Raw genomic sequence first — 15,825 nt, 5'->3', positions numbered from 1 at the left:
CAAGACGCGCCTGCACAGCGCCATCGGATACATCACACCGAACGAAGCAGAGGAGGCATTCTACGCAAACTTGAACGTTGATGAAAAAGCAGCGTAATCATTGAACCAGAAACTCTCCGGTAAACCCGGAGCGATTCAAGATGACCCAACAGCCCCCGGGCACCACTTATTCAGATAGATTTGTGGTAGGAATTAAGCATTTCGTATCTGTAAAAGGCTTGATATCTTTCCTGTTGTGTTCATGTCCAAGAGCGGGGGGCTTTTTGTGAACCATCATAGCCGCAAAGCCAGAAAAGGCGGCTTTTGAGCGACGGCCACGACCTTGGGTCGTTCGGGACACGCTTTGCCTGCGCCGCTGACCGTTCCGGCCTTCAGCGCAAGCAGTTGTTTTCGGCAGCCTTCAGGCGGCGGATTTGCGGTGCAGGGCGTGTTGCGCAGCGATGATGTCTGCGGCCTTTTCCCCGATCATGATGGATGCCGCATTGGTGTTTCCGCTGATAATGTCGGGCATGACGCTGGCATCTGCCACACGCAGCTTCCCGACCCCTTTGACGCAGAGTTCGGTATCGACCACATCACCCATCCGGCAGGTCGAGACCAGATGATAGACCGTTGTCGAATAATGCAGCGCCATATTCTCCAGTAGCGCGTCGCTTGGTCTTTCGCCTTGCACATAGCCATGTTTGCGCGCCAGTGCGGGCGGCACGTTCAACGGACCGGGTTTTTTCTCTCCGGGCCAGTTGTCCACGATCTCCAGTGCTTTTCTCATCACGGCAACCATCACCTTGAGATCATGCGGATCGGTGAAATAGTTCATCCGGATGATCGGATTATCAGCAGGGTCCGCACTGGCCAGAACGATCTCGCCCGTGCTGTGAGGCAGGACAGGATTTGCCAGCAGGATCATGTTTTCCTGATCGGCCGCCAGAATCTTGTCCGGGTCCTCGAAGAACGTGGAGATGTCGATCCGAAGACGGTCCCTGAGCAGGCCAGCATCATAGCCGCAAGGGACATATCCGATCTGGGCGTCATGGCTGTGTAGATCGCCCAGCCCCGTCGAGAAGAAGGCCACCGCATCGTAAAGCGACGATGACACAAGGCTCTCGCCTGTCTCGGCCCATTGGCCCAGTCGCCGCTCGGCCTCGGCCTTGAGACCAGCCAGTTCCGGGGGTAAATTGACGTCATCGGCGGGATCAGCCGGCAAAGGACCAGCCGGTGCGCGCAGCGCATCAGGCCCTGCCGATACGCCGACCTCGGCAATCGGTACGCCAATACCGGGCGCTGGAAAGAACAACGCGCAGTGCAGGTGGTCCTTGAGGTTCTTGCCGACGGCGGGCAGGTCATGGCGGCATTGCAAGTCAACGGCCTCTATCTCGCGGCGTGGACCGATGCCTGACAGCATCAGGATCTGCGGCGAACCGACAGCACCTGCGCTTAGGATGACCTCGCGCGCCGCATGGATCACATGCGACGCGCCCGCGGCATCGCGATACTCTATCCCTGTAGCACTCAGATCATCCGCGTCATCCGACAAGACAATGCGTGTGACATGTGCATGGGTGATGATCGTCAGGTTGTCGCGTGCCTCGGCTGCTCCCTCGAGAAAGGCGTGATAGGTGCTGGACCGCATGCCCTTGCGGGTTGTGGTCTGGAACAGCGAGGCCACGCCTGCCGGTCCGCCTCGGTCGCGCCCGTTATAGTCCCCGTTGGCAATGCCGCTATTGCCAGCCGCCGCAACAAAATCGCGGGATGCGGGAATAACCGGAGAGCGGACAGAGACGCCAAGCGGCCCTCCCGTTCCATGTGCCGACCTGTCCACCACAATTTCGTTGCTGGGGGCCAGATCCTCGCTTTTGATGAAGTAGGGCAGTACGTCTTCAAAGCTCCAACCCGTGGCGCCACCGGCGGCCCAAGCGTCGAAATCGCCGGGATGGCCTCTGACATAAGCCATGTAATTCAGTGCGGAAGAGCCTCCCAACATCTTGCCGCGCGGCACAGCCATCACATTGCCAACCAGACCAAGCCCTGCATTGCCGGGATCGGCGGTATACATCCAGTCGACCGACGGGTCCAGTTGCAGGCTGGCCACCGCCGCCGGCATCGAGGCATGTGCCGGAGGTTTTCCTCCCGCTTCGACGAGGGCGACACTGCAATTCGGGTCCTCGCTCAGCCTGGCGGCAATTACAGCGCCGGCTGACCCTCCTCCAACGATAATAAAGTCATAAACGTCTGTCATTCTTGTTTCTCCTCCCTGAAGAACCTCTGCTCAACACAGCTTTTGTTTAGGAACATCCCGAAATGGAACGCTTCCCAGCCTAAGTTGCGCAGCTGCGGATTTTGGATCAAGGATTTTCACAAAAGGTCCCGATCACGATCTTGCAAGGGACGCGCTCTGTACTTGTCGCACCGATGAGCGCGCAGCTTCTTCGGCTAGCTGCATCGCACAGGCTTTCCCTATCCCCCCAGCGCCGCCTGTGATGATGGCGGTTTTTCTGGTACGTCTGTTTGTGACCGTTCTTTTTAGTTGTCTTTGTTACCATGGCCTTCCGGCATGACGGTCCTTTTTGATCCATTCCCAAACGATAAACGTCGTTGAGTTGTGCTTTCTCACGCTTTGCTTTCGCGACGTAAGCGGACAAACGTGAGCCAATAGATCTTCCCAAACCTTGGCGATGGATGCTGGTGACGGAAGTATGCGCGACGTGTCGGCAATTACGCCGCTTTGCGGCGATCTGATCATCAAGGTGATGTAATGACTGCAGGCAGTTCCACGGCGGTTCCGGCTACATGGCAGGCACCCAGATCGAAGGCACGGTGCGCGACGTCCGCGTGCAGGCGATCAGGTGCGGAGCGACCGAGAAAATGCTGGAGGAGATCGCAAAGCGGCTGTAAGCCACAAGCGCCGCAAGAGTGGCGAATAATGCTAAGAGCATTTTCGGCAAGATGAGGGCGCGCGGCGTGAGTCAGCTTTTGTTCAGACCGCCGTTCAGGTCTGGCAGAAGCCGTTTGTGTTTGCGCATCTCGGTCAAAACATCGCCGAAAGTGACCAGTCCCTGCGCCTCGAGCATCGGGATCATCCGCAGAAATACATCGCGCGTGGCGATGGCGTCACCCAATGCGGTGTGGCGCACCTCGTCGGGCAGGTCGACTTCCAGCCGCTGCACGATTTCGTCCAGCGTATGGCCTTCGGTGCCGCCGAAAAGCACTGCCGACAACAGCACGGTATCCAGCACCGGATTGTCGAAGGCGACCCCGATGGATGTGGCATGGCGGTGGAAGAAGGCCATATCGAAAGGTGCGTTATGCGCCACCAGGACGGCATCACGGGCAAAGCTGTGAAAGCGCCGACCGGCCACAGCCATATCCGGTGCATCCGTGACCATCGCATCCGTCACGCCATGCACGGCGGTCGCGCGCGCGGGGATCGGGCGGCCGGGATTGACGAGTTGATCCAGCACCTCGCCCGCCGCCTGCTGGCAATTGACCACGCGCAGCGCACCGATCTGTACGACCTCGTCCTTGTCGGGCAGAAGCCCCGTCGTTTCGGTGTCAAAGACCACATAGGTCAGATCGCGCAGGGCCACGTTCAGGATGTTGTCGGACTGCACGCGCGTATTCAGTTCGAAATCATAGACCACGGGTCGCGCCGGTGTCGTTTCCCGCGGGACCGGAAAGCTGAGCATATAGCCCTGATCTGCCCCGAGATCATGCAAGGTCACATCGAACAGTTGCGCCCCGTCCGCCGTGACAAGTTGCTGGTCCAGCGTGCTGCGCCCCGTGTCCGACAGGTTTGCCAGTGCCGCAAGCAGATAGGTTTTGTCGAAATAGTCAAAAATGCGCTGTCCCAAACCAAGATGGTGCTGGTTGTCCAGCATCGCCGCTGCATGACCGTCATAGAGCGAGATCCGGTGATCGGGACCCACCATGACAACGGCAGCGGGGATAGCCGACAGGATGCGTGTCAACTGTTCACGTTCCGCCATCAGGCGCTTGGTGTGGCGCGCGATATCGGCGTCGGCGTCGGATTTGGCCTGTCCCAGCCGCGAGGTCAGTGCAGATGCGGCCGATGTCAGCTCGCCCAGATGACGCGCGACGGCAGTGTCTATCCCGCCCCGCATGTCGGTGGCGGCGCGGGCATGCATGGCTGCTGTCAGCCTTTCAATCGGGCGGGCAACCATCTCGTCAAAGATCAGCCACATCAGGGCGCACAGGCCCAGTATCGCAAAGCTGGCCATCAACCCCGCCGACACAAAAGCCGGTCGCGCCTCTTCCATATCCAGCCGTGAATCGGCAAGCACCAGCGATCCGACCACGGCCCCGATGGACCCCACGGCCAGCAGCCCGAAAAAAGCCAAAGTACGTTGACGAGGTTTGAGGCGGTCAAACACGGGCTTATGCCTCCTTGCAGACAAGGGCTGTGGCAGGGTCGTTCTGTCCGGTCTGGTCCCAACGCGCGACGCGGACTGTCCCGTCATCGTTGAAGACCTTTTCGGCATCCAGCAAGGCGCTGCGGCCTTGCGCGCAGTCAAAGACCACGGGCAGAACACGGACGGGTTCCCAGCGGGTGAAAAAGATCACGCGGCTCAGCCGCAGATCGGGCTGGCCCTCGTTACGCTGCACACCGTCCAGATCAACGGCGACAAAACGGTCGACATAGGGCACGACATAGGTCCAGGGGCTATAGGCCGCACTGTGATCGGCGGTCGAGATGACCTCGAAACCGGCAGGCAGCAGTTCAAGCGTGCGCGGATACCAGCGATACTCGTTGGTCAGGCTCATCAGGATCATACCCGCGCCCGCCCCGGCCGGAATGGCCCAGCGCGGCAAACGGCCGCCGATCAGCCGGTTCAGGATCATCACAATCCCCGCCGCAGCAAAACCGGCGGCAATGATCGTGATTATATCAACATACATTCTTTCTCTCCTCCTCCCGCATGCGGGAAAACCCGGAACTGCGGGGTCAGCCGATCACGCCCCGTCCTTGGGTCGCGGCGGATTGCATTGTACGAACGACAACAAAGGCGTCGCGCAGATGGCTACGCTCGAATTCGGACAGAACATTGGGTGCCATGAAATTGTCAGGCTTGCCGCCCGCGCGGATCAGCGTCGCCTGATGTTCCAGACGGGTTTGGGCGATCAGGTCATAGGCGTCCAGCAGGTCGCGCCCGCCGCTCTGGCTGATCAGTCCGCCGCTATGGGCCGCTTCAAGCCGCGCCCGTGTATTGACCATCTCAAGCTGGCCGCGCAGCGCATAAATCCGTCCCAGATCGACGACAGGCACGACGCCGTTCAGCTTCATGTCGATGTGGTTCTTGTGCTCGCCGCTGCGGACCGTGGCAAAGCCGCGAAGCAAGCCCAAGGGCGGGATATGTTTCAGCGAGTTCGACACCATATGCGCCACGAAGATCGAGTTGCGCGCCGCAAGTTCGAGTGTTTCGCGTTGCAGATCGTCAAATAGCGTGCGCGTCCCGCCGATGGGGCGCAGGTCGAACATGACCGAAGCCAGCATCTGCGCTTCGGGGTTCGGGGCTTCGATCCAGCGGCGGAAATAGCCGCGCCAGACGCTCACCGGCTGGCACCAGCGCGGATTGGTCGCCATCATATCGCCAGGGCAATAGAAATAGCCCGCCCCGTCCAGCCCGTCGCTGACGAATTTCGCCAGTTTCGCGAAATAGGGCATATCCGCCTCGGTCACGGCATCGTCCAGCATCAGGCAGTTGTCCTGATCCGATACGCCGGTCTGTTCCTGTCGCCCCTGCGATCCGCAGGCCAGCCAAAGATAGGGCACAGGCGGCGGGCCAAGGCTGTCTTCGGCCAGCGCCAGCAGACGCCGTGTCGCGGCATCGGCGATGTCGGTGATCAGGCGGGTGACGGTCTCGTGACGGTTGCCCGCACCGACCAGTTGTACCAGAAGGCGTGGGATATGGGCTGTTACCGCGCCCAGATCGGCAGGGCCGCTGGCGCGCGCGACATCGCGTACAAGCGAGGCAGTATTCGTGGCCTGAAAGCGGGTCAGGTTGGTTTGGGTCACGATCCCGACCAGCTTGCCCTGATCCACGACAGGAACATGCCCGAAACGGCGTTCCATCATCATATGCAGCACATCCGAGCCGATGGCCGAAGGAGGCAGTGTTTCGGGGTTGGCGGTCATGATCTCGTGCACGGGGCGCGAGATGTCCAAGCCTTCGGCGACCACACGGTTGTTGATGTCATGCAAGGTGACGATGCCGGCCAGACGGTCACTATCGGTGATGCCAAGCGCGGAAATCCGGTGCGACCGCATCAGGCGCGCCGCATCAAAAATCGAGGTCTGCGTGGTGCAGGTGATCGGATCGGATGCCATCAGCCGGTCAACGCGCATTTCGGTCAAGGCGACAGGACGGGCGGCATCAGCCGCCTCGCGCGCGCGGCTGCGTGCGAAAAAGCGGCGCACGCCCTCGTTGCCTGCGATCAGATCGTTGAAATCATCGGTGGGCAATAGCAGCAGTTCGCCATCAATGAGAGCGCGGGCATTGGTTCCGGTCACGCCGTCGCGCATCAGCCCGCGTTCACCAAAGGAATTTCGGGCACTCAAGTGCGAGACAATCTCGCCACTGTCCGAGGTGATTTCGACCTCGCCTTCATGGATGACATATAGACCTTCGCAGGCCTCGCCATAGCTGTAGATCACATCGTCTTTCTTGACCGGCAGGCGGCGAAACTGATCCGCGATGCGGGTCAGGTCGGCGTCGGCAAAACTGTCATAGGGATGAATGGTGCCGAGAAAACGGCGCAGGTCGTCAGCAGAACGTGGCATCAAACCGATCCTTGGGAATGTCCCTCTAGCCTCTGGTGACAACTGTCTAGCGCAGGGTAGGGCACGGGAACATCTGAAAAAGCAGAAGGGGCGGTTCTTTCGAACCGCCCGCTCCGAAGGGGTTAGTGACCTGTGGCCGCACCCGCGCCTTTGGGCACGCGGATGGATTCCACCAGTTCCTGGATCTCGCGCGGTGGCTCTTTGGTCAGCGCCGATACGATATAGGCGGTGCCGAAGTTCAGGAGCGCGCCGACGGTGCCGAACGAGGCAGGCGAGATTCCGAACAGCCAGTTTGCAGGCACGTTCTCCAGCGTGTTGGTGCCGGGGATGAAGAACCAGCCCAGGAACAGGAAGATGTAGATGGCGGTCGAGAACAGACCAACCAGCATCCCCATGATCGCGCCTTCCTTGTTGATGCGCTTCGAGAAGATGCCCATCATCAGCACAGGGAAGATTGTCGCTGCCGCCAGACCGAAGGCCAGCGCCACCACCTGAGCCGCAAAGCCAGGAGGGTTGAGGCCCAGCCATGTTGCCAACACAATGGCAAAGCCCATCGAGACACGCGCAGCCATCAACTCGCCTTTTTCGCTGATGTTCGGATTGATCGAACCCTTGATCAGGTCATGCGAGACAGCAGACGAAATCGCTAGCAGCAGACCCGCCGCCGTGGACAGCGCCGCAGCCAGACCGCCAGCAGCCACCAGAGCGATCACCCAGCCCGGGAGCTTTGCAATCTCAGGGTTGGCCAGAACCATCATGTCGTTGTCGATCTTGGTCAGTTCGTTGCCGGTCCAGCCACGTTCTGCCGCGATCTCCTGCATGCGGGGATTGTTTTCGTTGTAGTACTGGATGAAACCGTCGCCGTTCTTGTCTTCAAAGGCCAGCAGACCGGTGTTCTTCCATGTGTTGATCCAGCTGAGTTCGGGATCGGTATTGATCGCCTCCAGCGAGATCGGATCGCCTGCCAGCGCTTCGCCTGTGACGGCGTTTGGCCAGAAGGTGGTCGAGATGTTCATGCGCGCCATCGAACCCACGGCAGGTGCCACGGTGTAGAGCAGGGCGATGAAGACAAGGGCCCAACCAGCGGACCAGCGTGCATCAGCCACCCGCGGCACAGTGAAGAAGCGGATGATGACGTGTGGCAGACCGGCAGTACCGATCATCAGTGACATGGTGAAGAACACCATGTTCAGGGTCGATGTCGTGTGCGAGGTGTATTGCGTGAAACCAAGTTCGGTCACGACCTGATCAAGCTTGCTCAGGAACGCGATATCACCGCCCGCCGGAGCGTAACCACCCAGCAGCCCCAGCTGCGGGAAGAAGTTGCCGGTGATCTGGAGCGAGATGAAGATCGCCGGAATGGTGTAGGCTATGATCAGAACGCAATACTGGGCAACCTGCGTATAGGTGATGCCCTTCATCCCGCCGAAAACCGCATAGATGAAGACGATCGAGGCACCGATATACAGGCCTGTATCGGTCGAGACTTCCAGAAAGCGCGCGAAAGTCACACCCACACCGCGCATCTGGCCGATCACGTAGGTGACCGAGATCACGATCAGACAGATCACAGCCACAAGACGTGCGCCCTTGGAATAGAAGCGGTCGCCGACGAATTCCGGCACGGTGAATTTGCCGAATTTTCGCAGGTATGGTGCTAGCAGCAGCGCCAGAAGCACATAGCCGCCTGTCCAGCCCATCAGGAAGGACGATTGCGCGTAGCCGCCCGCAGGTGCCAGCGCGATGATGCCCGCCATCGAGATGAAAGAAGCCGCCGACATCCAGTCCGCAGCGGTGGCCATGCCGTTCATCACGGGCGGAACGCCCTGACCGGCGGCATAGAACTCGGCGGTCGAGCCCGCACGGGCCCAGATCGCGATGCCGATATAGAGCGCAAAGGACGCGCCCACCACCAGCAGGTTAAGAGTATACTGATCCATTGGTTTCCCTGTCCCTATCTCTTATTCTTCGACGCCGTGTTCGGCATCGAGCTTGTTCATGCGCCAGGCATAGAAAAAGATCAGTACCAGGAACACGAGGATCGAGCCTTGTTGCGCGAACCAGAAGCCCAGATCGGCCCCGCCCACGGAAATACCCATCAGGGCTGGCCGCAGGATGATGCCGAACCCGAACGATACCGTCGCCCAGATCGCAAGGCTTATCAGGATGATCCGCACGTTTGCGGCCCAATAGGCGTTATTGTCTTTTGAGTTGTCTGCCATGAAAGGCGTCCTCCCTAGTTGCACTTTTCCGAAAGATGCGGGACTTTCCGCATCTCCCCCTCCCGATTACGCGACAGCCCGTTGGACTATCGCGCTCAGCCCTTCGGCGATCTGCCCGATCTCGCCCATGGCGTCGATCCGTTGCAGAGTGCCTTGTTCCTCGTAATAGGCGATCAGCGGCGCGGTCTGCGCGTGATAAGCCCCCAGACGCTGACCCACAGTGGCCGCGTTGTCATCGGCACGCCGCTTCATATCGGTGCCACCGCATTTGTCGCAAGTGTCTGCAATCGCTGGCACTTTATAGCTGTCGTGATAGCCCTCGCCACAGGTGCCGCAGGTATAGCGGCCAGCTACACGCGCTACCATCTCTGCGTCGTCCACCTCGAGCGAGATAGCCGCGTTGATCTGCTGCCCGCTTTGCGCCAGCAGCGCGTCCAGCGCCTGCGCCTGCACATTGGTGCGCGGGAATCCGTCAAGGATCACGCCTTTCGCGGTATCGGGTTCGGCCAGCCTGTCCTTGAGGATCGCCAGAACGATCTCGTCGCTGACCAGACCGCCCGCCGCCATTACGGATTGCGCCGCGCGACCCGCCTCGGTGCCCGTAGCCACAGCCGCGCGCAACAGATCGCCGGTGGACAGTTGCACCAGTCCGAAACGGTCCTGAAGCATTCGTGCCTGCGTGCCTTTGCCTGCCCCCGGAGGGCCAAGCAGGATCAGAACGGCGGGGCGTGTCATTGTGTCGGCACCCATGCTGCTCAAGCCTTGTTCATGCGGTTTTCGATCAGGTGATCGACAACCGAAGGATCTGCCAGCGTCGAGGTGTCGCCCAACGCGCCAAAATCGTTTTCGGCGATTTTACGCAGAATGCGGCGCATGATCTTGCCCGAACGGGTTTTCGGCAGGCCCGGTGCCCATTGGATCAGGTCGGGGCTGGCGATCGGACCGATCTCGGTGCGGACCCATTTGACCAGTTCCTTGCGCAGATCCTCGGACGGTTCGATCCCGTTCATCAGCGTGACATAGGCATAGATGCCCTGTCCTTTGATGTTGTGCGGATAGCCGACCACAGCCGCCTCGGCGACGTTCACATGAGCCACCAGCGCGCTTTCGACCTCGGCCGTGCCCATCCGGTGGCCGGAGACGTTGATCACATCATCGACGCGGCCCGTGATCCAATAATAGCCATCCGCATCGCGGCGGCAGCCATCGCCTGAGAAGTAGTAGCCTTTGTAGTCGCTGAAATAGGTCTTCTCGAACCGGTCGTGATCACCGTAAACCGTCCGCATCTGGCCAGGCCAGCTATCCTTGAGGCAAAGAACACCCTCGGCGGCCGTCGTGTGGATTTCCTCACCGGTTTGCGGATCAAGGATGACGGGCTTCACACCGAAAAAGGGCAGGGTGGCCGAACCCGGCTTGGTCGGGATCGCGCCTGGCAGCGGCGTCAGAAGATGCCCTCCGGTTTCGGTTTGCCACCAAGTATCCACGATCGGGCATTTGCCCTTGCCGACGGTGTCATTATACCAGTTCCACGCCTCGGGATTAATCGGTTCGCCCACGGTGCCCAACAGCTTGATGCTGGACAGGTCATATTTCTCGACAGGCTCGGTGCCATGCGCCATCAGCGCGCGGATCGCGGTGGGGGCGGTGTAGAACTGGTTGACCTTGTGCTTCTCGCAAACTGCCCAGAACCGGCCCGCATCGGGATAGGTCGGCACACCCTCGAACATCAGGGTCGTCGCGCCATTGGCCAGCGGACCGTAGACGATATAGCTGTGACCGGTCACCCAACCCACATCGGCTGTGCACCAGAAGATATCGCCGTCATGGTAATCAAACGTATATTGATGCGTCATCGCGGCATAGGCCAGATAGCCGCCCGATGTATGCACTACGCCCTTGGGCTGACCGGTTGAACCTGAGGTGTAGAGGATGAAAAGCGGGTCCTCCGCGCCAACCTCGGCAGGAGCGCAGTAATCATCCGCCTCCATCGCCATTTCGGTGTAATCGTAATCGCGCCCGTCCACCCATGTGGTCTGCCCGCCGGTGCGGCGCACCATCAGGCATTTGACGCTGTCCTTGCAATGTAGCAGCGCCGCATCGGTATTGGATTTCAAGGGCGTTGCGCGTCCACCACGTGGCGCATAGTCGGCGGTGATCACCACTTTCGCATCGCAACCGTTGATCCGCGCGCCCAGTGCGTCAGGCGAGAAGCCCGCGAAGACAATGGAGTGAACGGCACCGATCCGCGCGCAAGCCAGCATCGCATAAGCGGCTTCCGGGATCATCGGCAGATAGATGACAACGCGGTCGCCCTTACGCACGCCCATCGACTCGAGGATATTGGCCATCCGGCAGGTGCGACGGTGCAATTCACTGTAAGTAATGTGCAGCGCCTGATCCTTGGGATCATCGGGTTCCCAGATGATCGCGGTCTGGTCGCCCCGCGTGGGCAGATGACGGTCGATGCAATTGGCGCTGACGTTCAGCGTACCATCCTCGAACCATTTGATATCGACCTTGCCCAGCGTGAAATCCGTGTTCTTGACGCGGGTGAACGGCTTGATCCAGTCGATCCGCTTGCCATGCTCCGCCCAGAAAGCCTCAGGGTCATTGATCGAGGCTTCGTACATCGCCTTGTATTGGTCTGCCGTCACATGGGCTTTGGCGGCAAAGTCAGCCGAAGGCGCATACATGGTATCGGTGCTGGTCTGGTTGGTCATAGATCCTCCATTCTTCATCTCGGCTCTAAAGCCAGTGACGCGCACCAAACGGGTGGCCGCGACGTCATCTCCTCGGGCGTGAATTTACCACAGAGATGCCATTTTTGTATAAGATACTGTTTTTTATTGTTTATTAAGTAAAGAAATTATCAAGACGTGATAATTTCTGTAAATTTCTTCGACTTCACAGAAAATTTACATACAGTTTACGGGTTTGGCGCGGAACAATCTGTCGTTGTGCAATGGGTTGTATGCTGCTTCATGCCAAAAATGGCATGTCTTTCGACGATGATGATTCCCCTTGGATTGCATGGCTCCATCCGCATATGACGTCGCGTCACTGATTCTTCGGCGCAGTCAGGCTGTCCGATTTCGGGGATTCTCTACCTGTAATCTTGGTGCTGTCGCAGGGCCTGTGCTATTCGATCTGACGATGGTTAGAACGCCGTGGCTGACCGTGCGGCTTGATCGTATTGCCCCGACATTGTCCGCAAAAGCGTGGCCAGTTTGCTGATCTGTTCCGGCTCCAGCCCCAGTTCCAGAACCGGCTTCAGAAGAAGACCCTCGCGGATTTCGCGGTAGCGCGCGCAAGCATCCTGTCCGGCTTCTGTTGCCTCGACCGTCTTTTCCTTGCCGCGACGCCCTTCCATGACCAGCCCGTGTTTGGTCAGCTTCTTGATCGCGTAGTTGACGGTATGCGTATCCTCGACATTCAGCACCAGGCAGATATCGGCCAGTTTCTTGGCCCGCCCACGATGGCGCACGGTATGCAGCACAAGCACATCCAGCGCAGACAGGTCGGGAAAGCCGGTGGCTGCCATCGCCCGCACCATCCAGCGGTTAAAGGCATGTCCGGCGATGATCATGCCGAATTCAAGTTCGGATATCTCGGCAAAGGAACCCTCTGCCAAATGCGCGGATGATACGATGGGGCCAATTCGTGATGTCATAGGCATGAGAATGAGTAACGCTGATAAAATGTCAACAATTTGTTGACGTATTCTGAAAGTCAGGCACTATGGACAGTGGAATCAGGGTTGGTTCCGGCTGGTTTTCAGCGTGACTTGACCGGATGAACCCGCCTCTGCACCTTGTTGGTGCAGCCACGATTTGGGATGGGGCGCAAGATCCTGCCCATGACCGCCCGCAAAGCCGGGCCTCAACCGGGAGACAGTTCATGAAAACATTGACCAACCTACTGACCGCGACGGCCCTGACCACGGCCATTGCATCACCTGCTTTTGCCGAGACATGGGATATGCCGCTGGCTTATCCGGCCACCAACTTCCATTCGGCGGTTGCCGCCGAATTCGGAAAATGCGTCACAACCGGGACTGGCGGCGATATCACCATCGCTACGCATCCCTCTGGTTCGTTGATCGCGGGCAATGATATCAAGCGCGCCATCCAGACAGGGCAGGTGCCTATCGGCGAGCGTCTGATGTCGGCGCACCAGAACGAGAATGCGGTATTCGGTTTCGACAGCATCCCCTTTCTTGCCACGTCGTTCGATGATTCCGCCAAGCTGTGGGAAGCAGCCAAGCCGACACTGGAAAAGGTGCTGGCCGATCAGGACCTGACGCTGCTTTATACCGTTCCGTGGCCGCCGCAGGGCATCTATTTCAAGGCGCCCATCGCTTCAGTAGATGAAATGAGCGGTATCAAATTCCGCGCCTACAACGCTGCGACCGCGCGTCTGGCCGAGTTGACCGGCATGCTGCCCGTGCAGATCGAGGCCGCCGAACTGAGCCAGGCGCTGGCAACAGGTGTCGCGGATTCCATGATCTCTTCCGCAGCGACTGGCTATGACAGCAAGCTGTGGGAAAGCCTCAACTACTTCTACGAGGTCGATGCGTGGTTGCCGCGCAACTACATCATGGTGAATTCGGGCGTCTGGGATGGCCTGTCTGAAGAAAACCGCGGCATCATCACCGGCTGTGCCGAACTGGCCGAATATGCGGGCAATTGGCGCGCACGGGAATATACCGGCTTTACGCTGCAAGGTCTGCGTGACGGCGGCATGACGGTCGAGCCTGCCTCGGACGCATTGAAAGCCGGTTTGCAGGAAATCGGCGCGACCATGACCGAAGAGTGGCTGGCAGCCGCAGGAGAGGATGGCGCAGCCATCGTCGAAGCCTACCGCGCCATGAAGTGATCGGGGCAGGGGGGGCGTCATGAACTGGCGGCCCCCCGGCAACCGTCCTCAATCCCGAAAACCAGAACGGAGGGGCCAATGGCCATTCTTCGCGGAGTGCGTATTTTTCTCGACGGTTTGTACCGCGCGGGCAGCATCCTTGCTGCAATTGCCCTCATCGCGATCCTGTTTCTGATCGTCGTGCAGATGCTGGCCCGCTGGACCGGCGAGGTGTTTCCGGGCGCGCCCGAATATGCAGGCTATGCCATGGCCGCCGCATCCTTTCTGGCCTTTGCCGATGCGCTGAACAAAGGCAGCCATATCCGTGTGTCAGTTCTGCTGAACGCCTTGCCGCCGCGCGGGAAGTGGATCGTCGATATTTGGTGCTTTGCCATCGGGGCTGCCATCGCGTGGTATGTCGTCTGGTATGCGCGCAAATTCGTCTATTGGTCGTGGAAATTCGGCGACGTCAGCCAAGGGCAGGACCGCACCGCGCTCTGGATGCCGCAATCCCTGCTCGTTCTGGGGGCCGCTATTCTGGCCATCGCACTGACTGACAACCTGATCTCGCTTCTGTTCCGCGGAAAATCCCGCGTCACCCGTGACCCAAGCGGTCATAGCGCAGCGGAGTAGTCCCGATGGAAGACCTGTCTATCATCCTCCTGTTTTTGTTCGTCCTGTTTGTCCTGTTGGGCTCTGGCGTCTGGGTCGGGCTTGCCCTGATGGGCGTTGCCTGGGTGGGCATGGAGCTCTTTACCACCCGTCCTGTAGGCGATGTGATGATGACAGTGCTCTGGCGCGCGTCATCCTCATGGACTCTGACGGCCTTGCCCCTGTTCATCTGGATGGGCGAGATCCTGTTTCGGACGCGGTTGTCCGAGGATATGTTTCGCGGCCTTGCCCCGTGGATGGCGCGCCTTCCGGGTGGGTTGATGCACACAAATATTGCGGGCTGCACCGTGTTCGCCGCCGTGTCGGGCAGTTCTGCCGCGACGCTGACCACCGTAGGAAAAATGTCGATCCCCGAACTGCGCAAGCGTAATTACCCCGAACGTATGATTATCGGCACGCTCGCAGGTGCCGCCACGCTGGGCCTGATGATCCCGCCCTCGCTGACGCTGATCGTCTACGGGGTGACTATCAACGAGAGCATCTCGAAGCTGTTTTTCGCGGGCGTCCTGCCCGGTCTGGTGCTTGCAACCATGTTCGCGGCCTATGTCGCGATCATGTCGCGTGTCTCGCGCGACTGGAAACCCGATCCCGAACCGCGTCAGAGCTTTGGTGACAAGCTGGCCAATTCGCGTTTCCTGATCCCCGTTTTCGCCTTGATCGGCGTCGTGATCGGCTCGATGTATCTGGGTTATGCCACAGCGACCGAGGCCGCCGCCCTGGGCGTGATCGGCGCGCTGGTGCTGGCCGCGATTCAGGGCTCGCTGTCGTGGCAGACCTTCAGCCAGTCGCTGATGGGCGCCACTCGCACATCCGCTATGATCGCGCTGATCCTTGCGGGGGCGGCGTTCCTGTCGATGGCCATGGGCTTTACCGGCCTGCCGCGCGGTCTTGCTGACCTGATCGGCAGTCTCAACCTGTCGCGGTTCGAATTGCTGATGGTGCTTTTGGTCTTCTACATCATCCTTGGCATGTTCCTTGACGGGATTTCCTCGGTCGTGCTGACTATGGCTGTGGTCGAGCCGATGGTGCGCGAGGCGGGGATTGATCTGATCTGGTTCGGTATCTTCGTCGTCGTGGTGGTCGAGATGGCACAGATCACGCCGCCCATCGGGTTCAACCTGTTCGTGCTGCAAGGCATGACCGATCACGAGATGGGGTATATCGCGCGCGCCGCCTTTCCGATGTTCCTGATCATGGTCGTGATGGTCTTCGTGCTGATCTTTGTGCCTGAACTCGCCACATGGCTGCCCGAGAATGTCCGCCAAGGGCCGGGCAGTTGAC

12 protein-coding genes and 1 pseudogene are annotated in these 15,825 nt (G+C 59.5%); 4 read left to right on the top strand and 9 right to left on the bottom strand.

The features are described 5' to 3' along the window. Positions 1 to 400: 400 nt before the first annotated feature. On the bottom strand, positions 401 to 2,236 hold the full coding sequence (locus tag K7H22_RS08280; protein ID WP_230800263.1) for a GMC family oxidoreductase: 1,836 nt from the start codon (positions 2,234 to 2,236) through the stop codon (positions 401 to 403). A gap of 527 nt (positions 2,237 to 2,763) precedes the next feature. Between K7H22_RS08280 and K7H22_RS08275 the strand changes: the two are divergent. Further along, positions 2,764 to 2,892 (top strand): annotated as a pseudogene (locus K7H22_RS08275) (acyl-CoA dehydrogenase family protein); the annotation flags it as partial. A 71-nt stretch (positions 2,893 to 2,963) separates the two neighbouring features. On the opposite strand, the gene K7H22_RS08270 reads toward K7H22_RS08275, so the two are convergent. The 8 genes from K7H22_RS08270 to K7H22_RS08235 all read right to left on the bottom strand — a co-directional run bounded on the left by K7H22_RS08270 (position 2,964) and on the right by K7H22_RS08235 (position 12,694). Next, on the bottom strand, positions 2,964 to 4,388 hold the full coding sequence (locus K7H22_RS08270; protein ID WP_230800261.1) for a 3'-5' exonuclease: 1,425 nt from the start codon (positions 4,386 to 4,388) through the stop codon (positions 2,964 to 2,966). A gap of 4 nt (positions 4,389 to 4,392) precedes the next feature. Next, positions 4,393 to 4,914 (bottom strand): hypothetical protein, encoded by a 522-nt coding sequence (locus K7H22_RS08265; RefSeq protein WP_230800260.1) that lies wholly within the window; start codon positions 4,912 to 4,914, stop codon positions 4,393 to 4,395. Between the two features lie 46 nt (positions 4,915 to 4,960). Continuing rightward, positions 4,961 to 6,796 carry a DUF294 nucleotidyltransferase-like domain-containing protein gene (locus K7H22_RS08260; protein WP_230800259.1) on the bottom strand — a complete coding sequence of 612 codons (1,836 nt, stop codon included), beginning with the start codon at positions 6,794 to 6,796 and terminating at the stop codon, positions 4,961 to 4,963. Positions 6,797 to 6,918: 122 nt separating this feature from the next. Next, positions 6,919 to 8,736 carry a sodium:solute symporter family protein gene (locus K7H22_RS08255; protein WP_230800258.1) on the bottom strand — a complete coding sequence of 606 codons (1,818 nt, stop codon included), beginning with the start codon at positions 8,734 to 8,736 and terminating at the stop codon, positions 6,919 to 6,921. Positions 8,737 to 8,757: 21 nt separating this feature from the next. After that, positions 8,758 to 9,018, bottom strand: a complete 261-nt coding sequence (locus tag K7H22_RS08250) for a DUF4212 domain-containing protein (protein WP_230800257.1) — start codon at positions 9,016 to 9,018, stop codon at positions 8,758 to 8,760. A 66-nt stretch (positions 9,019 to 9,084) separates the two neighbouring features. Then, a complete protein-coding gene (locus tag K7H22_RS08245) occupies positions 9,085 to 9,768 on the bottom strand; it encodes an adenylate kinase (RefSeq protein WP_230800256.1) in 684 nt (227 codons plus the stop codon). Between the two features lie 5 nt (positions 9,769 to 9,773). Continuing rightward, on the bottom strand, positions 9,774 to 11,738 hold the full coding sequence (gene acs / locus K7H22_RS08240) for an acetate--CoA ligase (protein WP_230800255.1): 1,965 nt from the start codon (positions 11,736 to 11,738) through the stop codon (positions 9,774 to 9,776). Positions 11,739 to 12,175: 437 nt separating this feature from the next. Further along, the gene (locus K7H22_RS08235) at positions 12,176 to 12,694 is read right to left on the bottom strand and encodes a winged helix DNA-binding protein (protein ID WP_230800254.1); all 519 of its coding nucleotides are present in this window, start codon (positions 12,692 to 12,694) and stop codon (positions 12,176 to 12,178) included. 221 nt (positions 12,695 to 12,915) lie between these two features. Here K7H22_RS08235 and K7H22_RS08230 point away from each other — a divergent pair, with 221 nt between their 5' ends. The 3 genes from K7H22_RS08230 (at position 12,916) to K7H22_RS08220 (ending at position 15,824) form a co-directional block, all read left to right on the top strand. Beyond that, entirely contained in the window at positions 12,916 to 13,893 is a 978-nt protein-coding gene (locus K7H22_RS08230) for a TRAP transporter substrate-binding protein (protein ID WP_230800253.1), read from the top strand. 78 nt (positions 13,894 to 13,971) lie between these two features. Beyond that, positions 13,972 to 14,505 (top strand): TRAP transporter small permease, encoded by a 534-nt coding sequence (locus tag K7H22_RS08225; RefSeq protein ID WP_230800252.1) that lies wholly within the window; start codon positions 13,972 to 13,974, stop codon positions 14,503 to 14,505. 5 nt (positions 14,506 to 14,510) lie between these two features. Beyond that, positions 14,511 to 15,824, top strand: coding sequence for a TRAP transporter large permease (locus K7H22_RS08220; RefSeq protein WP_230800251.1), 1,314 nt, complete (start codon positions 14,511 to 14,513; stop codon positions 15,822 to 15,824). The last annotated feature ends 1 nt before the right edge of the window (position 15,825 follow it).

The organism is Seohaeicola saemankumensis, assembly GCF_021021435.1.
In the GTDB taxonomy this organism is placed as follows: Bacteria; Pseudomonadota; Alphaproteobacteria; order Rhodobacterales; family Rhodobacteraceae; genus Seohaeicola.
The sequence above is the reverse complement of the archived record's forward strand: the minus strand, read 5'-3'. Positions and strand labels throughout refer to the sequence as shown.